20 protein-coding genes are annotated in these 17,227 nt (G+C 60.5%); 2 read left to right on the top strand and 18 right to left on the bottom strand.

Features of this window, described 5'->3' with window-relative positions; genetic code table 11:
* Positions 1 to 262: 262 nt before the first annotated feature.
* From AC1DVV_RS01300 to AC1DVV_RS01230, 15 genes are all read right to left on the bottom strand, one after another.
* Positions 263 to 1,726, bottom strand: coding sequence for a DegQ family serine endoprotease (locus AC1DVV_RS01300; protein WP_477666242.1), 1,464 nt, complete (start codon positions 1,724 to 1,726; stop codon positions 263 to 265).
* Positions 1,727 to 1,849: 123 nt separating this feature from the next.
* Positions 1,850 to 2,878, bottom strand: coding sequence for a MucB/RseB C-terminal domain-containing protein (locus AC1DVV_RS01295; RefSeq protein ID WP_457279380.1), 1,029 nt, complete (start codon positions 2,876 to 2,878; stop codon positions 1,850 to 1,852).
* A 36-nt stretch (positions 2,879 to 2,914) separates the two neighbouring features.
* Entirely contained in the window at positions 2,915 to 3,535 is a 621-nt protein-coding gene (locus AC1DVV_RS01290; protein ID WP_477689129.1) for a sigma-E factor negative regulatory protein, read from the bottom strand.
* A gap of 92 nt (positions 3,536 to 3,627) precedes the next feature.
* The gene (gene rpoE / locus AC1DVV_RS01285; RefSeq protein ID WP_477666240.1) at positions 3,628 to 4,272 is read right to left on the bottom strand and encodes an RNA polymerase sigma factor RpoE; all 645 of its coding nucleotides are present in this window, start codon (positions 4,270 to 4,272) and stop codon (positions 3,628 to 3,630) included.
* Positions 4,269 to 4,811, bottom strand: a complete 543-nt coding sequence (locus tag AC1DVV_RS01280; protein ID WP_477666239.1) for a hypothetical protein — start codon at positions 4,809 to 4,811, stop codon at positions 4,269 to 4,271. The genes rpoE and AC1DVV_RS01280 overlap by 4 nt, the downstream gene beginning before the upstream one ends.
* A 32-nt stretch (positions 4,812 to 4,843) precedes the next feature.
* Entirely contained in the window at positions 4,844 to 6,088 is a 1,245-nt protein-coding gene (fabF, locus tag AC1DVV_RS01275; protein ID WP_457279384.1) for a beta-ketoacyl-ACP synthase II, read from the bottom strand.
* Between the two features lie 82 nt (positions 6,089 to 6,170).
* Entirely contained in the window at positions 6,171 to 6,410 is a 240-nt protein-coding gene (gene acpP, locus AC1DVV_RS01270) for an acyl carrier protein (RefSeq protein WP_011484542.1), read from the bottom strand.
* Positions 6,411 to 6,569: 159 nt separating this feature from the next.
* On the bottom strand, positions 6,570 to 7,316 hold the full coding sequence (fabG, locus tag AC1DVV_RS01265; RefSeq protein WP_457279385.1) for a 3-oxoacyl-ACP reductase FabG: 747 nt from the start codon (positions 7,314 to 7,316) through the stop codon (positions 6,570 to 6,572).
* Entirely contained in the window at positions 7,313 to 8,263 is a 951-nt protein-coding gene (gene fabD, locus AC1DVV_RS01260; RefSeq protein ID WP_477666237.1) for an ACP S-malonyltransferase, read from the bottom strand. Before fabD ends, fabG begins: the two co-directional genes overlap by 4 nt.
* A gap of 92 nt (positions 8,264 to 8,355) precedes the next feature.
* Complete coding sequence (locus tag AC1DVV_RS01255; RefSeq protein ID WP_477666236.1) at positions 8,356 to 8,997, bottom strand: hypothetical protein; 642 nt, start codon at positions 8,995 to 8,997, stop codon at positions 8,356 to 8,358.
* Complete coding sequence (locus AC1DVV_RS01250) at positions 8,978 to 10,342, bottom strand: sialidase family protein (protein WP_477666235.1); 1,365 nt, start codon at positions 10,340 to 10,342, stop codon at positions 8,978 to 8,980. Before AC1DVV_RS01250 ends, AC1DVV_RS01255 begins: the two co-directional genes overlap by 20 nt.
* 44 nt (positions 10,343 to 10,386) lie before the next feature.
* The gene (locus tag AC1DVV_RS01245; RefSeq protein WP_457279389.1) at positions 10,387 to 11,364 is read right to left on the bottom strand and encodes a beta-ketoacyl-ACP synthase III; all 978 of its coding nucleotides are present in this window, start codon (positions 11,362 to 11,364) and stop codon (positions 10,387 to 10,389) included.
* The gene (gene plsX / locus AC1DVV_RS01240) at positions 11,364 to 12,479 is read right to left on the bottom strand and encodes a phosphate acyltransferase PlsX (RefSeq protein ID WP_457279390.1); all 1,116 of its coding nucleotides are present in this window, start codon (positions 12,477 to 12,479) and stop codon (positions 11,364 to 11,366) included. The genes AC1DVV_RS01245 and plsX overlap by 1 nt, the downstream gene beginning before the upstream one ends.
* A gap of 88 nt (positions 12,480 to 12,567) precedes the next feature.
* Positions 12,568 to 12,750 carry a 50S ribosomal protein L32 gene (gene rpmF / locus AC1DVV_RS01235; RefSeq protein ID WP_007873878.1) on the bottom strand — a complete coding sequence of 61 codons (183 nt, stop codon included), beginning with the start codon at positions 12,748 to 12,750 and terminating at the stop codon, positions 12,568 to 12,570.
* Between the two features lie 239 nt (positions 12,751 to 12,989).
* Positions 12,990 to 13,544 carry a YceD family protein gene (locus AC1DVV_RS01230; protein WP_457279391.1) on the bottom strand — a complete coding sequence of 185 codons (555 nt, stop codon included), beginning with the start codon at positions 13,542 to 13,544 and terminating at the stop codon, positions 12,990 to 12,992.
* 25 nt (positions 13,545 to 13,569) lie between these two features.
* Here AC1DVV_RS01230 and AC1DVV_RS01225 point away from each other — a divergent pair, with 25 nt between their 5' ends.
* Both AC1DVV_RS01225 and AC1DVV_RS01220 read left to right on the top strand, forming a co-directional pair.
* A complete protein-coding gene (locus AC1DVV_RS01225; RefSeq protein WP_477701861.1) occupies positions 13,570 to 14,217 on the top strand; it encodes a Maf family nucleotide pyrophosphatase in 648 nt (215 codons plus the stop codon).
* The gene (locus tag AC1DVV_RS01220) at positions 14,214 to 14,981 is read left to right on the top strand and encodes an SAM-dependent methyltransferase (protein ID WP_457279393.1); all 768 of its coding nucleotides are present in this window, start codon (positions 14,214 to 14,216) and stop codon (positions 14,979 to 14,981) included. Before AC1DVV_RS01225 ends, AC1DVV_RS01220 begins: the two co-directional genes overlap by 4 nt.
* A 73-nt stretch (positions 14,982 to 15,054) precedes the next feature.
* On the opposite strand, the gene AC1DVV_RS01215 is transcribed toward AC1DVV_RS01220, so the two are convergent.
* Genes AC1DVV_RS01215 through AC1DVV_RS01205 form a run of 3 tightly spaced genes read right to left on the bottom strand, consistent with a single transcriptional unit; the run spans position 15,055 to position 17,176 of the window.
* Positions 15,055 to 16,113, bottom strand: coding sequence for a S49 family peptidase (locus tag AC1DVV_RS01215; RefSeq protein WP_457279394.1), 1,059 nt, complete (start codon positions 16,111 to 16,113; stop codon positions 15,055 to 15,057).
* A gap of 21 nt (positions 16,114 to 16,134) precedes the next feature.
* Positions 16,135 to 16,509, bottom strand: coding sequence for a Rieske (2Fe-2S) protein (locus AC1DVV_RS01210; RefSeq protein WP_477701859.1), 375 nt, complete (start codon positions 16,507 to 16,509; stop codon positions 16,135 to 16,137).
* Between the two features lie 7 nt (positions 16,510 to 16,516).
* The gene (locus AC1DVV_RS01205) at positions 16,517 to 17,176 is read right to left on the bottom strand and encodes an HAD family hydrolase (RefSeq protein WP_457279396.1); all 660 of its coding nucleotides are present in this window, start codon (positions 17,174 to 17,176) and stop codon (positions 16,517 to 16,519) included.
* Positions 17,177 to 17,227 lie beyond the last annotated feature (51 nt).

Genomic DNA, 17,227 nt, shown 5'->3' with positions numbered 1-17,227 from the left:
AACCGGGTCTTTAGCCATTCCGATATATCGAAATAGCGCAGGCGGGAGCTCATATTCTACCGAAAACGGTCCATGGACCACCTCATTGTGAGCAATCACTAACAAAAAATGAGATCCGGCTCCTCGCAAAATATATTTTTGCGAAACACCAAATTTCCGCGCCAGACATCAAAAACCCCCATAGCCCGGCAGGGTATGGGGGTTAATGGCAGCCTCCCGGCTCTTGCTGTGACGCTGCGAGAAAGAGATCTAAGGTAGCGCTTCAGCGAGATGGCCTGATCAGCGCGTATTGCGCCCACTCGCCCCGCCGGAACAGCACGTTGATGGCTTTGGACTTGTCGATTTTGGCAAGGGCCGCTTCAAATTCCTTGACGCTGGTGACTTCGGAGTTGGCAATCGCCACAATCACGTCGCCTTCTTTCAGGCCGGCCCGCGCAGCAGCCCCTTCGGCGGTGTCCACCTTGACGCCACCTTTGACCTTCAGCTCCTTCTTCTGTGCGTCGGGCACTTCACTCACGGCCAGACCCAAAGCCTGTGCGGCACCCGCTACCGGGGGCTTGGGTTCGGGGCCAGCCGAAGCCTTGCGCGCGGGTTTTTCTGCCTCGACCTCACCAATCGTGACCGAAAGGTCCTTGCTCGCGCCGCGCCTGAAGACGGTCACCACGGCCTTGGTACCCGGCTTCACGTTGCCGACCATGCGCGGCAGGTCGCTGGATTTTTCAATCGGCTTGCCGTCGAACTTGATGATGATGTCGCCGGCCTCAATGCCCGCTTTTTCTGCGGGTGCGCCGCTTTCGACACCCCTAACCAGCGCGCCCTGGGCCTTGCCCAGGCCAATCGATTCCGCCACCTCTTTGGTGACCTGGTCGATCTGCACACCGATGCGGCCCCGCGTGACCTTGCCGCTCGTGCGCAGCTGATCGGACACGCGCGCTGCCTCATCTATGGGAATGGAAAAGGAAATGCCCTGGAAGCCGCCGGAGCGCGAATAAATTTGGCTGTTGATGCCAACCACCTCACCGCGCATATTGATCAGGGGCCCGCCGGAGTTGCCGGGGTTGATGGCCACGTCGGTCTGGATAAACGGCAGGTAGTCGCCGGTATCCCGCTGCTTGGCACTCACGATACCTGCGGTCACGGTGTTTTCCAGGCCAAATGGCGAGCCGATGGCCATCACCCATTCCCCGACCTTGAGGCGGTTGATGTCGCCGATCTTCACTGCGGGCAGCCCCGTCGCCTCAATCTTGACGACGGCAACGTCACTGCGCTTGTCCGCACCGATGATTTTGGCTTTGAATTCGCGCTTGTCGGTCAACGTGACGATGACTTCATCGGCGCCTTCGACTACATGCGCGTTGGTCATCACAAAGCCGTCGGCCGTCAGGATGAAACCCGACCCGACGCCGCGTGGCTGATCTTCGTCAGGCTGAGGGCTGCGGTCCGGCCGGGGTGCGCGGGGCATATTAGGGGGGATCGGTATGCCAAAGCGCTTGAAGAATTCCAGCATCTGTTCGTCGGCACTTCCGGAAGCCGCTGCCTTGGCTTTCTCCAGGGTGCGGATATTGACCACCGAAGGACCCACCTGCTCCACGAGGTCCGTGAAATCCGGCAATGTGCGGTTCTGCGCCCAGACCGGCGCGACCGGCAGCACCGCCAGGACCGCAGTGCTTCCCACGATGGCCGCCGTCAGGCAGGAGCGCAGGGGTTTCCAGTTCAATTCAAGCATCATTAGCCTCGTCATAAATGTTGTCATCCGGCAATCACACCCGGCGGCAACCCAAGGCTGGCGCCGGAGAAAATTGTTGCAGCACGTGGCCCCCGAGAAAAGTACCAGGAGCACCAGTGCATATTATTTCTTGCGCTCCAGCCCGCCCGCAAAAAGCTTCAAAGTGCCCATGGGGACTTCACCCATCACGGTGACCCAATAGGCGTCGAGCTGCCGGGTAATCGTCTGGGTGGCGCCCATCGACAGGCTCGATTCCTGACCGTGGCGCTGGCGGTCGAACGGTTCTACAAAAATCGACACCGATGCCAAACCATCCGAGAAAATCCACTGCAGGGGCTCTTCACCGGCCGCAGTGCCGGCAGGCGCCAGTGCCGTCGCCGGCCGCTTGTAGCAACTCATGGGTTTAAAGCCCGCCACAGGCGCCTTCAGGAGCCAGCCTTCCGCGCTTGCCGTGGTCTTCATGAGAACAGGCTTTTCCACACGGTAACCGTCGACCTTGCCCATCATCTGGAGGAGCTTGTCCATTTTGACCGGAGCATCAAGCTGCAATTCTGAAAATGCCGCCTGTTCCAGGACCTTGCCGTCGGTATCGAGCGTCTGCAGCTTCACGACCAGGCCTTTCTTCTGTTCTGTCCAGACCCGGTAGCCAAACCGCATATTGTCTTTGGGCGCCAGCAGCACGATATCGGCCTCGACGCCCGCCACACGCTCGGTACCCTCCTGACGGACCTTGTAATAGTCGGCAATCCGGTTATCGGTTGACTGCAGCAACTGGGGGAACATACCCAGCGACTCGCGCTTTTCACTGCGAACCACCTTGTGGTCCGGCATGAAGGTGACCACCTGGTCGTTATGGCGAAAAATCGAGCGCGGTGCCCCCGTCAGCGTTTCTACCCGCTCCATTTGCTGGTCGCCCTCGCAAACATGCCAAATCTTCGCACTGGACATGGCGCCACCGGAAGAGACGACAAAGGTGCCGATGTACGAGCGCTTTTTGGAAGCCTCGTGCATGCGCATCAGCCAATCGTTGATGTTGCGGGATTCCATGGGCGTCGCAGCAGGGGCCGGCGGCGGCACCTGTGCCGCTACAAAATTCATAGCTGGCAGCGCACATCCCGCAAGGGCTAGAAGGCGAAATAGCTTGAATTTCATGAAGTTTCCAAAGCCCGGCGACAAGCAGGCGCCCGCTCAGCGTCCTGCATTTTGCGGCGTTTCAAAGGTGGCATTGCGCAAGAAGCCCGAGGGCTCCTGCAGGGCCGATGTGCCCCCCAGCTGCTTGTGCGCAGCCAGCAGTTCCTCCAGCCGGGCATCCCGCACCATTGGGCCTTGGGGCGAAGCAACCAACACCTGTTGTGACAGTGGCGCCTGGGCAAGCTGCGGCGCCGAGCCGGATGCCAGCAAGCCAGAGGCATTCCACGCAATGGCAGCCACCGCGGCGAGTGAGGCAAATCCTGCTACCAGCTTCCAGCGGAAATCGCTGTCATTGGCGGCTTCGCCATGCGGTTGAGACATTGCTTGCACGGGTACCTGAACAACATCCAGAGCCGGAGCAGCAGGATGAAAACTCGAACCGGCCGGGGTTTCCTGGGCAAGGCGCTGGTTCAGGCGCGCCAAAAAGGCCATGTCCGCCCCTTTGGTCCGAAGCGCAGGCGACCGCAAGGCATCGCCAATCAGGTGATAGGCGTCCCAGGCGGCGACCGCTGAATCATCGCGCCGGCTGGCATCGAGTGCAGCCACAAGTTCGTCCCCGTCCAATTGGCCATCGGCCAAGGCAGACATGAGTTCGCTGGTTTGCATTGACGGTTTCATCATGTTCGTGGGCAGCGGAACTGCCGTTTTGAAAGGCTCAAAATACGGGGTCTGATTCGTGGGTTCATGGATGGCTCCTGGGTGCTGCGACTTCACCAGCGCTTGCCGCTCTGGTTTTCCAGCAACGGTTTCACCTTCTGCGAAATTGCCTCGCGCGCCCTGAAAATACGTGACCGCACTGTACCGATGGGGCAATCCATCGCCTCTGAAATCTCTTCGTAGCTCAGCCCTTCTATTTCACGCAGGGTAATGGCCTGGCGAAGCTCCTCAGGCAAGGCTTCCATGGCGGCATTGATGATTTCCGCAATTTCCTTGGTGGCCAGCACGGCTTCCGGCGTTTCCGAGCTTGTTAGTTCGTTTTCAAGCGGGGAAGTTTCATCGCTTTCATCGCTTTGGCCCGATTTAAAGGAGTTTTCAGAGACGGTTGGATCCCGTTTAAGGTCCATCAGGGCCTTTTTGGCGGTATTCACCGCAATCCGGTAAAGCCATGTGTAGAACTGGGCCTCGCCCCTGAACTGCGCCAGGGCCCTGTAGGCGCGGATGAACGTTTCCTGGGCGATATCTTCCACCAGGTCCACATCGCGCACCATACGGCCTATCAGGCGCTGGATGCGCCGCTGGTATTTGATGACCAGCAGCTCATATGCCTTCTGGTCGCCTGCAACGGTGCGCTCCACCAGCATGGCATCGCTGTCGGTTGCTTTTTCCAGTCGAGGCGGAGGCAGGTCAGCGCTCATGGGTTTTGTGACGTGGCTTCAGCTGGGCGCATAGACCCCGATACTGCCACAGCCGGCACGGGTTCTGCCGGCAGAAAATCATGCGGCGATAAGGTGGAAGACGACTTGTGCGGCGAGTAGACCGCGCGGCGCAGGTCCAGCCATCGCTCCGGCATGACGCCGCGCTCCACCCAGAGCCACAACCGTGCGTGAGCAGAATTTTCAAGCCGAAGCAGTAAATAGTGTTGAAAATCGGCAAGGACTGAAAGCTCATATTCAGCGACGCCCGCCTGGTATCCCGGGCTCTCCCGGCGCCACACTTCGCCATCCCATGCCAAGTGGCCCGCCGGAGAATTTCGCCAACCAATATGTGCTGCCACACCAGCGCCTAACGCGGCAGTAAGTGCCAGGCCGATGCGCCAATCCAGCTGACGGTTTCCATTGAAATACCAGAGCATGGCTAAAAGCAGCCCGGACAGCCATAAACCCAACAAAAGAGTACCCAGAAAACGCGAACGCCCCAGCGGATAAACAACCGGCGGGGCGTTGTGCAGGCTCAAGGCAGGCTGTTGGACGTGCGTGAGCCGGGAAATCAGGCGCGCTTGAAGACCAGCGTACCGTTGGTGCCGCCGAACCCGAAATTGTTTTTGACGGCAACCTCGATTTTTGCGTCACGCGCGGTATTGGCACAGTAGTCCAGGTCGCACTCGGGATCCTGGTTGAAGATATTGATGGTCGGCGGAATTTTCTGGTGATACAGCGAAAGCACCGTAAACACCGACTCAATGCCGCCGGCGCCGCCCAAAAGGTGACCCGTCATGGATTTGGTCGAGCTGACCACCATGTTTTTAGCGTGGCTGCCGAACGCAGCCTTGACGGCGTTTGTCTCGTTCAGGTCGCCCAGCGGTGTGGACGTGCCATGCGCGTTGAGGTACTGGACTTCGTCGGCATTGACACCTGCGTTCTTCAACGCCATGACCATGGAGCGGCGCGGTCCGTCGACATCGGGCGCTGTCATGTGATATGCGTCTGCGCTCATGCCGAACCCGGTCAGTTCAGCATAAATTCTGGCGCCGCGCGCTTTGGCATGCTCGTACTCTTCGAGAACCAGCACACCGCCGCCCTCACCCAGCACAAAACCATCACGGTCCTTGTCCCAAGGGCGAGATGCTGTTTTCGGGTCTTCGTTGCGGGTGGACAGGGCACGCGCTGCGGCAAAGCCGCCTACGCCCAGCGGAGAGACGCAGGACTCAGCGCCACCGGCCACCATCACGTCGCAATCGCCATATTCAATCATGCGCGCCGACAGGCCGATGGCATGAAGTCCGGTCGTGCAGGCCGTTACGACCGCAACGTTGGGGCCTTTAAAGCCGAATTTGATGGATACATGCCCGGAAATCATGTTGATGATCGAGGCAGGTACAAAAAACGGAGACACCCGGCGCGGGCCGCGATTGACCAGCTCGGAATGCATTTGCTCGATCATCGGCAAACCGCCGATGCCCGAACCGATATTGCAGCCAATGCGGGTCGCCAGTTCGCCGTCTAGCGCCTCGCCCGTCGGCAAGCCGCTGTCGGCCACCGCCTGGAAAGCTGCAGCCAGACCCAGATGAATGAAGCGATCCATGTGCCGCGCTTCTTTTTCGGGAATGTAATCCGCGATATTGAAGCCTTTGACCTCACCGGCAAATTTGCAGGCAAAGTTGCTTGCATCAAACTGCGTGATCAGATCAATTCCGGGCACACCGGCAATCAGATTGGCCCAGGATTCAGCCACGGTATTACCTACCGGGCTGACACAACCCAGACCTGTCACGACGACACGACGACGGCTCATTCAAAAATCCTGAGAAGAACCCGAAAAGCCCTGGAATGACTTTTCAGGCTTGATGACGGCGGAGGCAGGCGAAAGCCTTGCCTCAAGCCTTTTGATGGGTGTTTGCGTAGTCAATCGCGTTCTGGACAGTGGTGATCTTCTCGGCGTCTTCGTCGGGAATCTCAATGCCGAACTCGTCTTCCAGAGCCATAACCAGTTCTACGGTGTCAAGGGAGTCAGCGCCCAGATCGGCCACAAAGGCTTTTTCGCTGGTGACCTGGCCTTCTTCCACGCCGAGTTGTTCGGCAATGATTTTCTTAACACGTGCTTCGATATCGCTCATAGTTCCCTCTGAGGGTTGTAAATTAATCCGTGATTTTACCGCGTTAGAGTCGTTTCCCTAAGCACCGCGCCGGACGGATAAAAACCGGCTTCGATTTCCCGTGTTTTACCACTCTCAGCCCGCTGTTTTCATGAAACTGCAGGGCTGACGCTTCAAGAGCTACATATACATGCCGCCGTTGACGTGAATCTCCTGGCCTGTGATGTAGGCCGCCTGTGGACTTGCCACAAAGGCCACAGCGTGCGCAATGTCTTGCGGTTTGCCAAGATGGCCCAGCGGGATCTGCCCCAAAAGTGCTTTTTGCTGCTCTTCCGGCAATCCGGCGGTCATGTCGGTCTCGATAAAGCCTGGCGCCACGCAATTGACAGTGATGTTACGCGAGCCGAGCTCGCGAGCCAGTGCGCGCGTCATGCCGGCCACGCCGGCCTTGGCCGCCGCGTAATTGGATTGGCCCGCGTTGCCCGAGGCACCAACGACGGATGTGATGCTGATGATGCGGCCGTAGCGCTGCTTCATCATGGTGCGCATCACGGCGCGGCTCATGCGGAACACGGCCTTGAGGTTGGTGTCCAGCACCGCATCCCAATCGTCATCCTTGAGCCGCATTGCCAGCATGTCGCGTGTGATGCCCGCGTTGTTGACCAGCACCTGCAGGCCACCGTGCTCCTTGACGATGGCGTCGATCAGCGCTTCGGCGGCGGTAACGTCGTTCACATTCAGGTTTTTGCCGGCGCAACCCGGAAAAGCCGCAAGGGCCTGGCCGATTTTGGCCGCGCCTTCATCGCTGGTCGCCGTGCCTATCACTTTGAGGCCTTTTTGGGCCAGCTCCAGCGCAATGGCCGCGCCAATACCGCGCGATGCGCCGGTGACCAGTGCGACCTGGCCTTCAAACTTGACTTCGCTCATGCCAGTAACTCCTTCACTTCCGCCAGGGAGGCGGGATCAAACAGGGGGACACCCGTCAATTCGGGATCGATTCTTTTGGCCATGCCGGCCAGCACCTTGCCAGGCCCGCACTCGACCAGCGTCGTGAGGCCGCGTGCCTTGATGGCCTGCACGCATTCCACCCAACGCACGGGGCCGAAAGCCTGCCCGTACAGCGCCGCGCGAATGCGGTCAGCGTCAGTCTCGACGGCTACCTCGATGTTGTTGATGACCGGGATTTTCGGCGCTGCGAACTCGACGGCGGCCAGCTTTTCGCGCAGCTTCTCGGCCGCGGGCTTCATCAGGCTGGAGTGGAAGGGAGCCGACACCGGCAGGGGCAAGGCGCGCTTGGCACCGTTGGCCTTGAGCACTTCGCAGGCTTTCTCAACCGCAGCCTTGCTGCCCGCGATGACGGTCTGCATCGGATCGTTGAAATTGACGGCTTCGACCACTTCGGTGGTGTTGGCCCCGAAGCTGCGCGCGGCCTCGGCACAGCCTTCAATCACTTTGGAGGCTTCCATGCCCAGAATGGCCGCCATCGCGCCTATGCCGACCGGTACGGCGTCCTGCATGGCCTGCGCACGAAAGCGCACCAACGGCGCGGCTTGCGCGAGTGTCAGCACACCCGAGGCCACCAGAGCAGAGTATTCGCCCAGCGAGTGACCCGCGACGGCGGCCGGCGCGGTACCGGTTTCGGCCATCCAGGCACGGTAAGCCGCCACACCGGCGACCAGCATGACAGGCTGCGTGTTCGTGGTCAGCGCCAGCGCGTCCTTGGGGCCGTCCTTGATCAGCCGGCCGACATCCTCGCCCAGCGCCTCGGAGGCTTCGGCCAACGTCTGCGCAACCACCGGATGGTCGCCCCAGGCGTCCAGCATGCCGACCGACTGCGAGCCCTGGCCGGGAAAAACAATAGCAAACGATTTCAAATGATTACTCCATGGGTCGAATTCTTGGGTCGCCGAAAAGCATCCGCATGCATTTTAAGAAGATGAACAGTCATTTTTTGAAGCACAGTCTGTCAGGCTGACGACGGTATAGCGCCATTGTGCGCACCACGCAGCCGTGCAAAACCCCATCCGACAGCCGATTTGACGCACTGATAGATAGCCGCAACGGCCAGCCAGGGGTCTATCAGGTAGTCCCACAAATTGGTGGACTCCAGCGACCCCGCAGCCCAGGCCAGTAAAGCCAGAGCGATCAGCACGGGCAGCAAACGAAATCCCCTGGCCCAGCATGCCAGCGACAGCGCCAGAAGCGCCGCCCAGAGAACTGGCGAACCCCAGCCGAGCCGGTAGGCATCCCAGTCACCCCAGCCCAGGGCCAGCGGGTACAAGAACAATGCGCCCACAGCCAGGACAACACTCACCAGCATGCACTCGCGGGTATCCGTCAAGCGGACGCCCGACAGGCGCTGGTACATGCCCAGGCAGGCGAGTGCTACCAAAGAAATGCTCAGGTCCGAGCTGATGCCGCGCACATAGGCCACGAGCGGTAAGCGGGCCGGCCCCACCGGGCACCACAGAAGTACAAACACCGCAGCAGTAGCAAACTTGCCCCACGGCCCGACGCCACGCCGCCAGCCCAGCAGCCGCAGACAGCCGGCGCTGAGCGCCAGATCAATGCCGAGCAAGGCGATCAGATCATTTGCCGGAGGAAGCATGGCCGGTCGCCGCTTGCGCGGCCTGGAGGGTTTGCAGGGGGTCCAGCCGCACGTGCTTGATGCGCGTGCGATGCCAGGTATAGACGAGATGCAGGTAGCCGTCGCGGGTTTGCAGCAAGTAAGGATAAGAAAATTCCTGGGAGCAGCTCTGGTCGCCGCACAACTGGCGCCTGGCACTGGCTACATAGGACTGGGCTTCGCCGTCGCTCGCGCCGCGGGCTTTGAGCTCCTGAGTCAGCAGGCGCTCATAGTCAATGAGGGACGTGCGCGACTGCGGATTGGCGGACGACTCCACGATCCATGGCGCCACCCCATCAAACGAGCCGCCCGCCTCTGTTTTCAGCAAGGCCAGCATTTCGCGATTTCGGGGCGCCGGGTTCAGGGCCAGCCATTGCGTGCCGATGTTCGTCACGACGCCGGCCACAGCGGAGTCCGGATTGGGCCAGATGCTTGCAGACGCGCGCGACCAGGTCTTGCCGGCATCCGTGGTATCTGAAACCATCAGCGCCGTGGCATTGCCTGAGCGCATATAGACCTGCGCCTTCTCTGGCCCCGAAACCAGCACCACCGGCTGCAAACCGGTGCGGCTACCGGGAACGCGAACTTTGTCGATGACCTGGCCCAGAGCGTTGATGCGCAGGACTTCGCCGAATTTGGTGACGAACTCGTGGTACACCGGCAAGCCGGTCTCGCCGCTTTCAAAGCTGACGGGTGCTCCTTTGACCAGCGTACTGATGTTCAGGAAGGGCGACGTCACCAGGCGGCGTGGCATGCTCCAGGTCGCGCCTTCATCCGTGGAACGCGCCCAGCTGATGGAGCTGCCCGCCCATCCGCCCAATGAAACGTTGACCATCCACAGGCAGAGTGAGCCATCGGGCGCGCGAGCAATCACCGGATTGCCCAGTTTCTTGACATAGCGCCACAGGCCCTGCTGAAGTGTTTGACGGTTGAACAACGTGCTTTCTGCGCTCCAGCGCAGGCTGGCGGGGTCCATCACTGCGGTCTGGATGGTGACATCCCCCGCGCCTTCGCGCGAGCCCGAAAACCAGACCGCGCGCAAGCGGCCATCACGCAACTCCACGAGGGAGGCCGCATGCACGGCCTGGCCGGGAGAAGATGAGACAAATTGCGCATCAAAACGAAAGCGGCCGTCCGGCGAAATCTGCTGCGCCGGCAAGCCGGTGCGTGGCACGGATTTGACGGCACCAGCCGAAGGGCTGGCCGCCAATGCCGCAAAAGGGGTGGCCGGTGGGCGCTGCAGGATTTTCCATCCAGCCAAGGCAAAAGCCAGCACCAGCAAGGCTGCTGCAAGGCGATCCCATGCACCGGACGGTCTGAAATTCAAATGCCCACCTGTCTGTGAAAGCCTGGCAGATGGGTGGGAGCCACTCAATAGTTGAGAAGCACCGCACCCCAGGTAAAGCCGCCGCCCACGCCTTCGAGCATGAGGGTGTCGCCTTTTTGGATCTTGCCGCTGCGCACGGCCACATCCAGCGCGAGCGGGATAGAAGCCGCGGAGGTGTTTCCATGCTGGTCGACGGTGACAATCAGCTTCTCGAGCGGCATCTTCAGTTTTTTGGCCGTGCTCTGCATGATGCGGATGTTGGCCTGGTGTGGAATCAGCCAGTCGATGTCGGCATCGGTCATGTTGGCTTTTGCCAGCGTAGCGCGCGCGGCGCTTTCGAGCACGCCCACAGCCAGCTTGAACACGGCTTGGCCATCCATCTTGAGCAAGGGGTCGCCCAGGATCTGACCACCCGAGACATTGCCCGGCACACACAGGATGCCGACATGCTTGCCGTCGGCATGCAGGTCGCTGGCAAGAATGCCGGGCGTGTCCGAGGCCTCGAGCACCACGGCGCCGGCGCCGTCGCCAAAAAGCACACAGGTGGTCCGGTCTGAAAAGTCCAGGATGCGCGAGAACACTTCCGCACCGATCACCAGCGCCTTGCTGGCCGAACCGGTGCGGATCATGGCGTCGGCCACGGTCAATGCATAGACGAATCCGCTGCACACAGCTTGCACGTCAAAGGCCGGGCAACCGGCGATGCCCAGTTTGTTCTGCAAAATGCAGGCCGCCGAGGGAAACACCATGTCCGGGGTCGAGGTCGCCACGATGATGAGGTCGATGTCCGCAGCCTGCAGACCCGCAGCCTGCAGTGCATTTTTGGCGGCTTCTACACCCAGATCGCTGCTGGTCACGTCGGACGCGGCAAAGTGGCGGGCCCGGATGCCGGTGCGCTCCACAATCCATTCATCGGAGGTTTCCACACCCCGGGTCGCCAGGTCGGCGGCCAGTTCGGCATTGGTCAGTCGGCGCGGCGGCAAATAACTACCGGTGCCGGTGATGCGTGAGTAACGGGTCATTAATAAGTGGCCGGTGTTGAGACTGCTGAGTCAACTGACATTGAAGGGGTGTCGACGGGCGCATCAGCAGGGGGCGCCGCCTGCGCTGCCACCAGCAAAGGGGCCGCATGGGCTATGCGTTCGCGCACTCTCTCAAGCAAATTGTTCCGAGCCGCATCATAAGCCCGATTCAGCGCCGTCTCAAAAGCAAAGGCGTCCGCTGAGCCGTGGCTTTTGAAAACCAGGCCTTGCAGACCGAGCAAGGCGGCGCCGTTGTACCGCCTGTGGTCAACTCGATTTTTAAACGCAGTTAGCACCGGATAGGCAATGATGGCCGCAATTTTTGTCAAGATATTGCGGGAAAACTCAGCCTTTATGAAGCCCCCGATCATGCTTGCAAGACCTTCACTAGCCTTGAGCGCGACGTTGCCCACAAAACCGTCACAGACGACGATATCGGTCGTTCCCTTGAAAATATCGTTACCTTCGACATTCCCGTAAAAATTCAAATCACCGGAATTAGACGCAGAACGCAACAACTCACCGGCTTTTTTGATAATTTCACTGCCTTTTATCGCTTCTTCGCCAATATTGAGCAGGCCGACACTGGGCGTGGGGTTGCTGGTGATGGCTGCCACCAGGGCGGATCCCATCACGGCAAACTGCAGCAGGTGATCTTCGGTGCAATCGACATTGGCACCCAGGTCCAGCACCGTGGTGGCGCCACCCAAGGCATTGGGCAGCTGGGTAGCAATGGCCGGACGGTCTATGCCCTCCAGGGTTTTGAGGACGTAGCGGGCAATGGCCATCAAGGCGCCGGTATTGCCGGCCGATACGGCCGCTTGGGCCACACCATCCTTGACCTGGTTCATCGCGACCCGCATCGAGGAGTTCTTCTTGCGCCGCAAGGCGATCTCGATGGGATCGTCCATGGTGACGATCTCGCTGGCCGGAACGATCTGGCAGCGCGGATGGACCTGAAGGCGGGGGTACAACGGGTGCCCCGCGAGGACTTCAGGCTGGCCGACCAGCACCACAGCAGCATCCGGATGGCCATCCAGAAATGCCAGGCTGGCCGGGAGCGTGACGGCTGGGCCGATATCGCCGCCCATGGCATCGACAGCGATCCTGATCATGGGGCGACCGGTGCAGTCAAGAGAGAGTGGAATTCAGGCAAAAGAAAGGCCCGCAGGATGAGTGCGGGCCCATGCTCAAAGCGTGGAATTACGCTTCGGATTTGGTTTTCAGCACCTTGCGGCCACGGTAAAAACCGGTAGGGCTGATGTGGTGGCGCAGGTGGGTTTCGCCGGTGGTGGATTCCACGGCAATGCCTGGCACGGTGAGTGCGTTGTGCGAGCGGTGCATGCCGCGCTTCGAAGGTGACTTTTTGTTCTGCTGGACGGCCATGATCCGCTCCTGATGGGGTGTAAGGTTGGTAAATTACGCACCAAAATCCGAGTTCAGACAGCTGGACCTGAATATCGGCCCAAGGCGGTCTAAACGCCATGTAACCGTATTCACCGCATTGGTACGCGAAGCCTTTGATTATAGCTCGATGCGAGACAAATTTCATCACCTCAACCCGCGACTGGTGAAATGCCGACAAATCTAGGAGTTTTACCTGAGAAATAAGTAATTCTAAATTACTACTTTTTTGCTTTAAGCTGCGCCAGAACCGCAAAGGGATTGGGTTTTTCACCAACCTCGCCCACCGAATCTGCATTGTCACCAAGGTCGCCCGCCTGCAGTTTGGGCGCGACAGGGCACACCTCATGCATGGGCACCAGCGGCAGGGCCATCAGCAATTCATCTTCCAGCACAGCGAGCAAATCGAACTGGGGCGCCATCACCAGCAAGTCTTCTTCAGACTGGTCGTCCTCGGCCATGGCGATGTCTTCATTGGCCACAAAGCGGTACCACTGGTCGACCTCTACAGGTGTGGCAACCACACCCATGCAGCGCTGGCAGGTCAAAGGCACCACGGCCTCGGCCGTCAGATGCAACCATACGTCGTCTTCAGCGCCCGGGCGCGGGCGTAGCTCGCCGACCGCCTGCCATTTCACCGCCGAATCGGCCTGTAGCCCTTGCGCTTCGTGCGCAAGGCGCTCCATATTTCGTAGCAAAGTAGTCTCGGAAAGCGCTACGCCATCCTGGGCGAAAGCGGTCATGTTGAGTCGGTTGGGCTGCAGGGATCTGGACATGAGTGCAGTGTAAGAGAATCAAGGCATGAACCCCGCCCCCGACCTCGCCGCAATCTCCGGACACACCGGACAAGACCGCCCCCTGATTTTGGGTTCGACCTCCCGCTATCGCCGGGAATTGCTGCAGCGGCTGCATATCCCGTTTGAGGTGGTCGCGCCCGACGTGGACGAAACGCCCCATGCCGGCGAGCTCCCTGGCCCCCTGGCCGAGCGGCTGGCCCTGGCCAAGGCCCGGGCTGTTGCTGCGGCATTTCCCGGCGCGGTTGTCATCGGTTCCGACCAGGTCGCCGACCTCGACGGCCAGCCGCTCGGCAAGCCGGGCACCCACGAAAAAGCCGTCGCCCAGCTCCGCAGGATGCGAGGGCAAACCGTCATTTTTCAGACGGCTGTGGCCGTCGTGTGCCTGGACAGCGGTTATGAAGCGCAAAGCCTGGCCGCAGTGAAGGTGAAATTCCGCGCGCTGACGGAAGACGAAATTGAAAACTACCTGCGCACCGAGCAACCGTACGATTGCGCGGGCAGCGCCAAAAGCGAAGGCCTCGGCATTGCACTGCTTGAATCGATCGACAACGACGACCCGACTGCGCTGATCGGCTTGCCGCTGATCCGCACCTGCAGGCTCATCGAAGCCGCAGGCGTGAGGCTGCTTTCAGCCTACGGGAGCCAGCCATGAGCGGCGCAGCGAAAGGGAAACTTTACCTGGTGCCCGCGCCGCTCGACTTCGGCTGCGACGACCTTGCCCCTCTGCAGGATGTCATGCCGCTGGGCACCGTGCAAATCGCCGCCAGGCTCTCCTGCTGGATCTGCGAAAACGCCAAAAGCACGCGCGCCTACCTCAAGCGTATCGACGCGCTGCAGCCGCTCAGCGCGCCGCTGCAGTCGCAGCAAATCCAGGAGCTGCCACGGGAGGTTCACAAAAAAGGCGACCATACCGGCAACTTCGACGCGCGCCCCCTGTTGATGGCGGCCGTGGAAGGCCGCGACATGGGCCTGGTCAGCGAAGCCGGCATGCCTGCCATTGCCGATCCCGGATCCTCCGTGGTACGCGCCGCCCATGACCTGGGGCTGGAGGTTGTGCCGCTGACGGGCCCGATGTCGCTGATGCTGGCGCTGGCAGCGAGCGGCCTGAACGGCCAGCATTTTGCGTTTGCCGGGTATTTGCCGCAGGCACCGGCCGAGCGCGTCCAGCGCATCCGGGAACTGGAATCCCTGGCGCTCAAATCCGGCCAGACCCAGCTCTTCATCGAAACACCCTATCGCAACGCGGCCTTGTTCCAGTCACTGCTGCAAACGCTGCAGGGCAACACCCGGCTGGCGCTGAGCTGCGGCCTGACAATGACCAAAGGCTGGTCCCGCAGCGCGCAGGTCAGCGGCTGGAAACGCGACAAGCTCCAGGCGCCACTGGAATTGCCAACCGTCTTCTGTATCGGCCGCTAAAGCGCCAGACACGAACAAAAGAGCCCGCGCGAAGCGGGCTTTTTGACAAAGGCCATCGCCTTCTCAAGTCGCCCTAGCGAAGCGCCGGGATCGCCTTGAAGGCCTTCATGGCACCCTCGCCCATCGCCGCGCCAAACTTCTTGGCCAGCCGTTCGGCCACATTGTCGCGACGGGTGTAGTCAATGATCTCGTCGGTCTTGACCACTTCTCGGGCCACATACTCCAGGTTGCCTAGCTGATCGGCCAGGCCCAGTTCCACCGCCTGCTGGCCGCTCCAGAACAGGCCGCTGAACATCTCGGGCGTTTCCTTCAGGCGTTTACCGCGGCCGGCTTTGACCACCGCGATGAACTGCTGGTGGATCTGGTCCAGCATGGCCTGTGCAAAGACCTTTTGTTTTTCGCTTTGCGGGCTGAACGGATCAAGAAATCCCTTGTTTTCGCCGGCCGTCAGCAAGCGGCGCTCCACGCCCAGTTTGTCCATCAAGCCTGTGAAGCCAAAACCATCCATCAGCACACCGATGCTGCCCACAATACTGGCCTTGTCGACGTAAATCTTGTCGGCCGAGACGGCGATGTAATAAGCGGCCGAGGCACAGGTTTCTTCGACCACAGCGTAAACCGGCTTCTTGTGCTTGGCCTTCAGGCGCAGGATTTCGTCGTTCATCATGCCGGCCTGCACCGGGCTGCCGCCGGGCGAATTGATCAGCAGCACGACCGCCTTGGCGCCTTCGTCTTCAAAGGCGGCACGCAGCGCCGCGTTGACGAACTCGGCGCTGGCGTCGGCGCCCGCGGCGATTTCACCCTTGATTTCCACCACGGCCGTGTGCGGAACAGTCGCATCGCTGGCAGGCGTGCCGCGATGTAGTGCCATCCATACCAGAGCGATGAAAAACGCCAGCCAGGACAGGCGCACAAAGGTTTTCCAGCGTCGCGTCGCCTTTTGCTCGTTCAGCGCAGCAAAAGCCAGTTTCTCAAGCGTCGCGCGCTCCCAGCCGGGGCTGGCGGAAGGATCAGCGGCGGATTTTTTGGCCTGGGAATAAGGCGGAAGGGATTCCGGCTGGTTAGGCCGGAAATCTGATTCGCGCAGCGAATCAGAGTCCATGGGAGGGTCGGGGCGATGGGGATCGTTCATGGGCGATAGTTTAGAGAGGTATTAGAACTGTAGCGGTTTAAGGTTGTAAGCAGAATGCCAATAAACAACCCCTTCGATTTCAGAAAGCTCGATTTTGACCAGCCCTCCCTGGCAAGGCCCGCCGGCGCACAGGCCGGTATCCGGACGGTAAACGGCGCCATGGCTGGCGCATAACAGCCACCGCCCCCCGGCATCAAACACCCGGTTGAGCTGCCAGTCCAGCTCCATCGCGACATGGGTGCAGCGATTGAGATACGCGCGGACCATTCCTTCGTAACGGACCGCAAAGGCGCGGCAGGTCTGCCCGGCATAAATGACATCGAACGGCACCGCCAACCCGCCTTCAAGCAGGTCGCGGCTATTGCACAAAGCTTGCCGGGGGTCCGTGGACGTCATCGAAAGGCTACCCGTTGGCCAGCAGCCAGTCGTGCAGTTCCTGCACCGAATGCGCGACATGGCGCGGCGACAGCGCGGTAAATGTGTCCGGCTCATGCGCGCCATAACTCACCCCCACACTGGCACAAGCAGCATTGACCGCCATCTGGAGGTCATGGGTGGTGTCGCCCACCATCAGCACGCGCCCCGCGGGAATACCGAACTCCGCCATGAGCTCATGCAGCATGCGCGGATCGGGCTTGCCTGCCGTCTCGTCAGCCGTGCGGGATCCGTCGAACACGCCTTTGAGCTCTACGGTGCGCAGTACTTCGTCAAGGCCGCGGCGCGACTTGCCGGTGGCCACCGCGAGCAGGTGACCGCGCGCTTTCAAAGCGTCGAGCAAGGGAAGCACGCCCTCAAACAGGCTCAAGTCGTCGTAATGCGCGGCATAGTGATGGCGGTATCGCTCGCCCAGTTGGGGATACTTTTCAGGGGGTACATCAGGCGCCGCATGAGCCAGTGCCTGCATGAGGCCCAGGCCGATGACGTAGCCGGCTTCCTTGTCGGTGGGGACCGTGCCGCCGACATCACGCACTGCGGCCTGGATACAGCGCACGATGATTTTGGTCGAATCAAACAGCGTGCCATCCCAATCGAAAGCGATCAGGTCGAAATTTCGGGTTTGCATGGGGATATATTGTCTTAGGGAAGGCCGGCCTATGCGCGCACATGGACAAAC

It is taken from the genome of Polaromonas sp. P3_B4 (genome assembly GCF_056402835.1).
Note: the sequence above shows the minus strand (reverse complement) of the source record. Positions and strands in the feature narration are given on the sequence as shown.

What these genes read in the sequence shown, in the direction of transcription:
- AC1DVV_RS01300 (WP_477666242.1), bottom strand. Translation starts at nt 1,726, where the DNA reads ATGCTTGAATTGAACTGGAAACCCCTGCGCTCCTGCCTGACGGCGGCC.
- AC1DVV_RS01295 (WP_457279380.1), bottom strand. Translation starts at nt 2,878, where the DNA reads ATGAAATTCAAGCTATTTCGCCTTCTAGCCCTTGCGGGATGTGCGCTG.
- AC1DVV_RS01290 (WP_477689129.1), bottom strand. Translation starts at nt 3,535, where the DNA reads ATGAAACCGTCAATGCAAACCAGCGAACTCATGTCTGCCTTGGCCGAT.
- rpoE (WP_477666240.1), bottom strand. Translation starts at nt 4,272, where the DNA reads ATGAGCGCTGACCTGCCTCCGCCTCGACTGGAAAAAGCAACCGACAGC.
- fabF (WP_457279384.1), bottom strand. Translation starts at nt 6,088, where the DNA reads ATGAGCCGTCGTCGTGTCGTCGTGACAGGTCTGGGTTGTGTCAGCCCG.
- acpP (WP_011484542.1), bottom strand. Translation starts at nt 6,410, where the DNA reads ATGAGCGATATCGAAGCACGTGTTAAGAAAATCATTGCCGAACAACTC.
- fabG (WP_457279385.1), bottom strand. Translation starts at nt 7,316, where the DNA reads ATGAGCGAAGTCAAGTTTGAAGGCCAGGTCGCACTGGTCACCGGCGCA.
- AC1DVV_RS01255 (WP_477666236.1), bottom strand. Translation starts at nt 8,997, where the DNA reads ATGCTTCCTCCGGCAAATGATCTGATCGCCTTGCTCGGCATTGATCTG.
- AC1DVV_RS01245 (WP_457279389.1), bottom strand. Translation starts at nt 11,364, where the DNA reads ATGACCCGTTACTCACGCATCACCGGCACCGGTAGTTATTTGCCGCCG.
- plsX (WP_457279390.1), bottom strand. Translation starts at nt 12,479, where the DNA reads ATGATCAGGATCGCTGTCGATGCCATGGGCGGCGATATCGGCCCAGCC.
- rpmF (WP_007873878.1), bottom strand. Translation starts at nt 12,750, where the DNA reads ATGGCCGTCCAGCAGAACAAAAAGTCACCTTCGAAGCGCGGCATGCAC.
- AC1DVV_RS01230 (WP_457279391.1), bottom strand. Translation starts at nt 13,544, where the DNA reads ATGTCCAGATCCCTGCAGCCCAACCGACTCAACATGACCGCTTTCGCC.
- AC1DVV_RS01225 (WP_477701861.1), top strand. Translation starts at nt 13,570, where the DNA reads ATGAACCCCGCCCCCGACCTCGCCGCAATCTCCGGACACACCGGACAA.
- AC1DVV_RS01220 (WP_457279393.1), top strand. Translation starts at nt 14,214, where the DNA reads ATGAGCGGCGCAGCGAAAGGGAAACTTTACCTGGTGCCCGCGCCGCTC.
- AC1DVV_RS01215 (WP_457279394.1), bottom strand. Translation starts at nt 16,113, where the DNA reads ATGAACGATCCCCATCGCCCCGACCCTCCCATGGACTCTGATTCGCTG.
- AC1DVV_RS01210 (WP_477701859.1), bottom strand. Translation starts at nt 16,509, where the DNA reads ATGACGTCCACGGACCCCCGGCAAGCTTTGTGCAATAGCCGCGACCTG.
- AC1DVV_RS01205 (WP_457279396.1), bottom strand. Translation starts at nt 17,176, where the DNA reads ATGCAAACCCGAAATTTCGACCTGATCGCTTTCGATTGGGATGGCACG.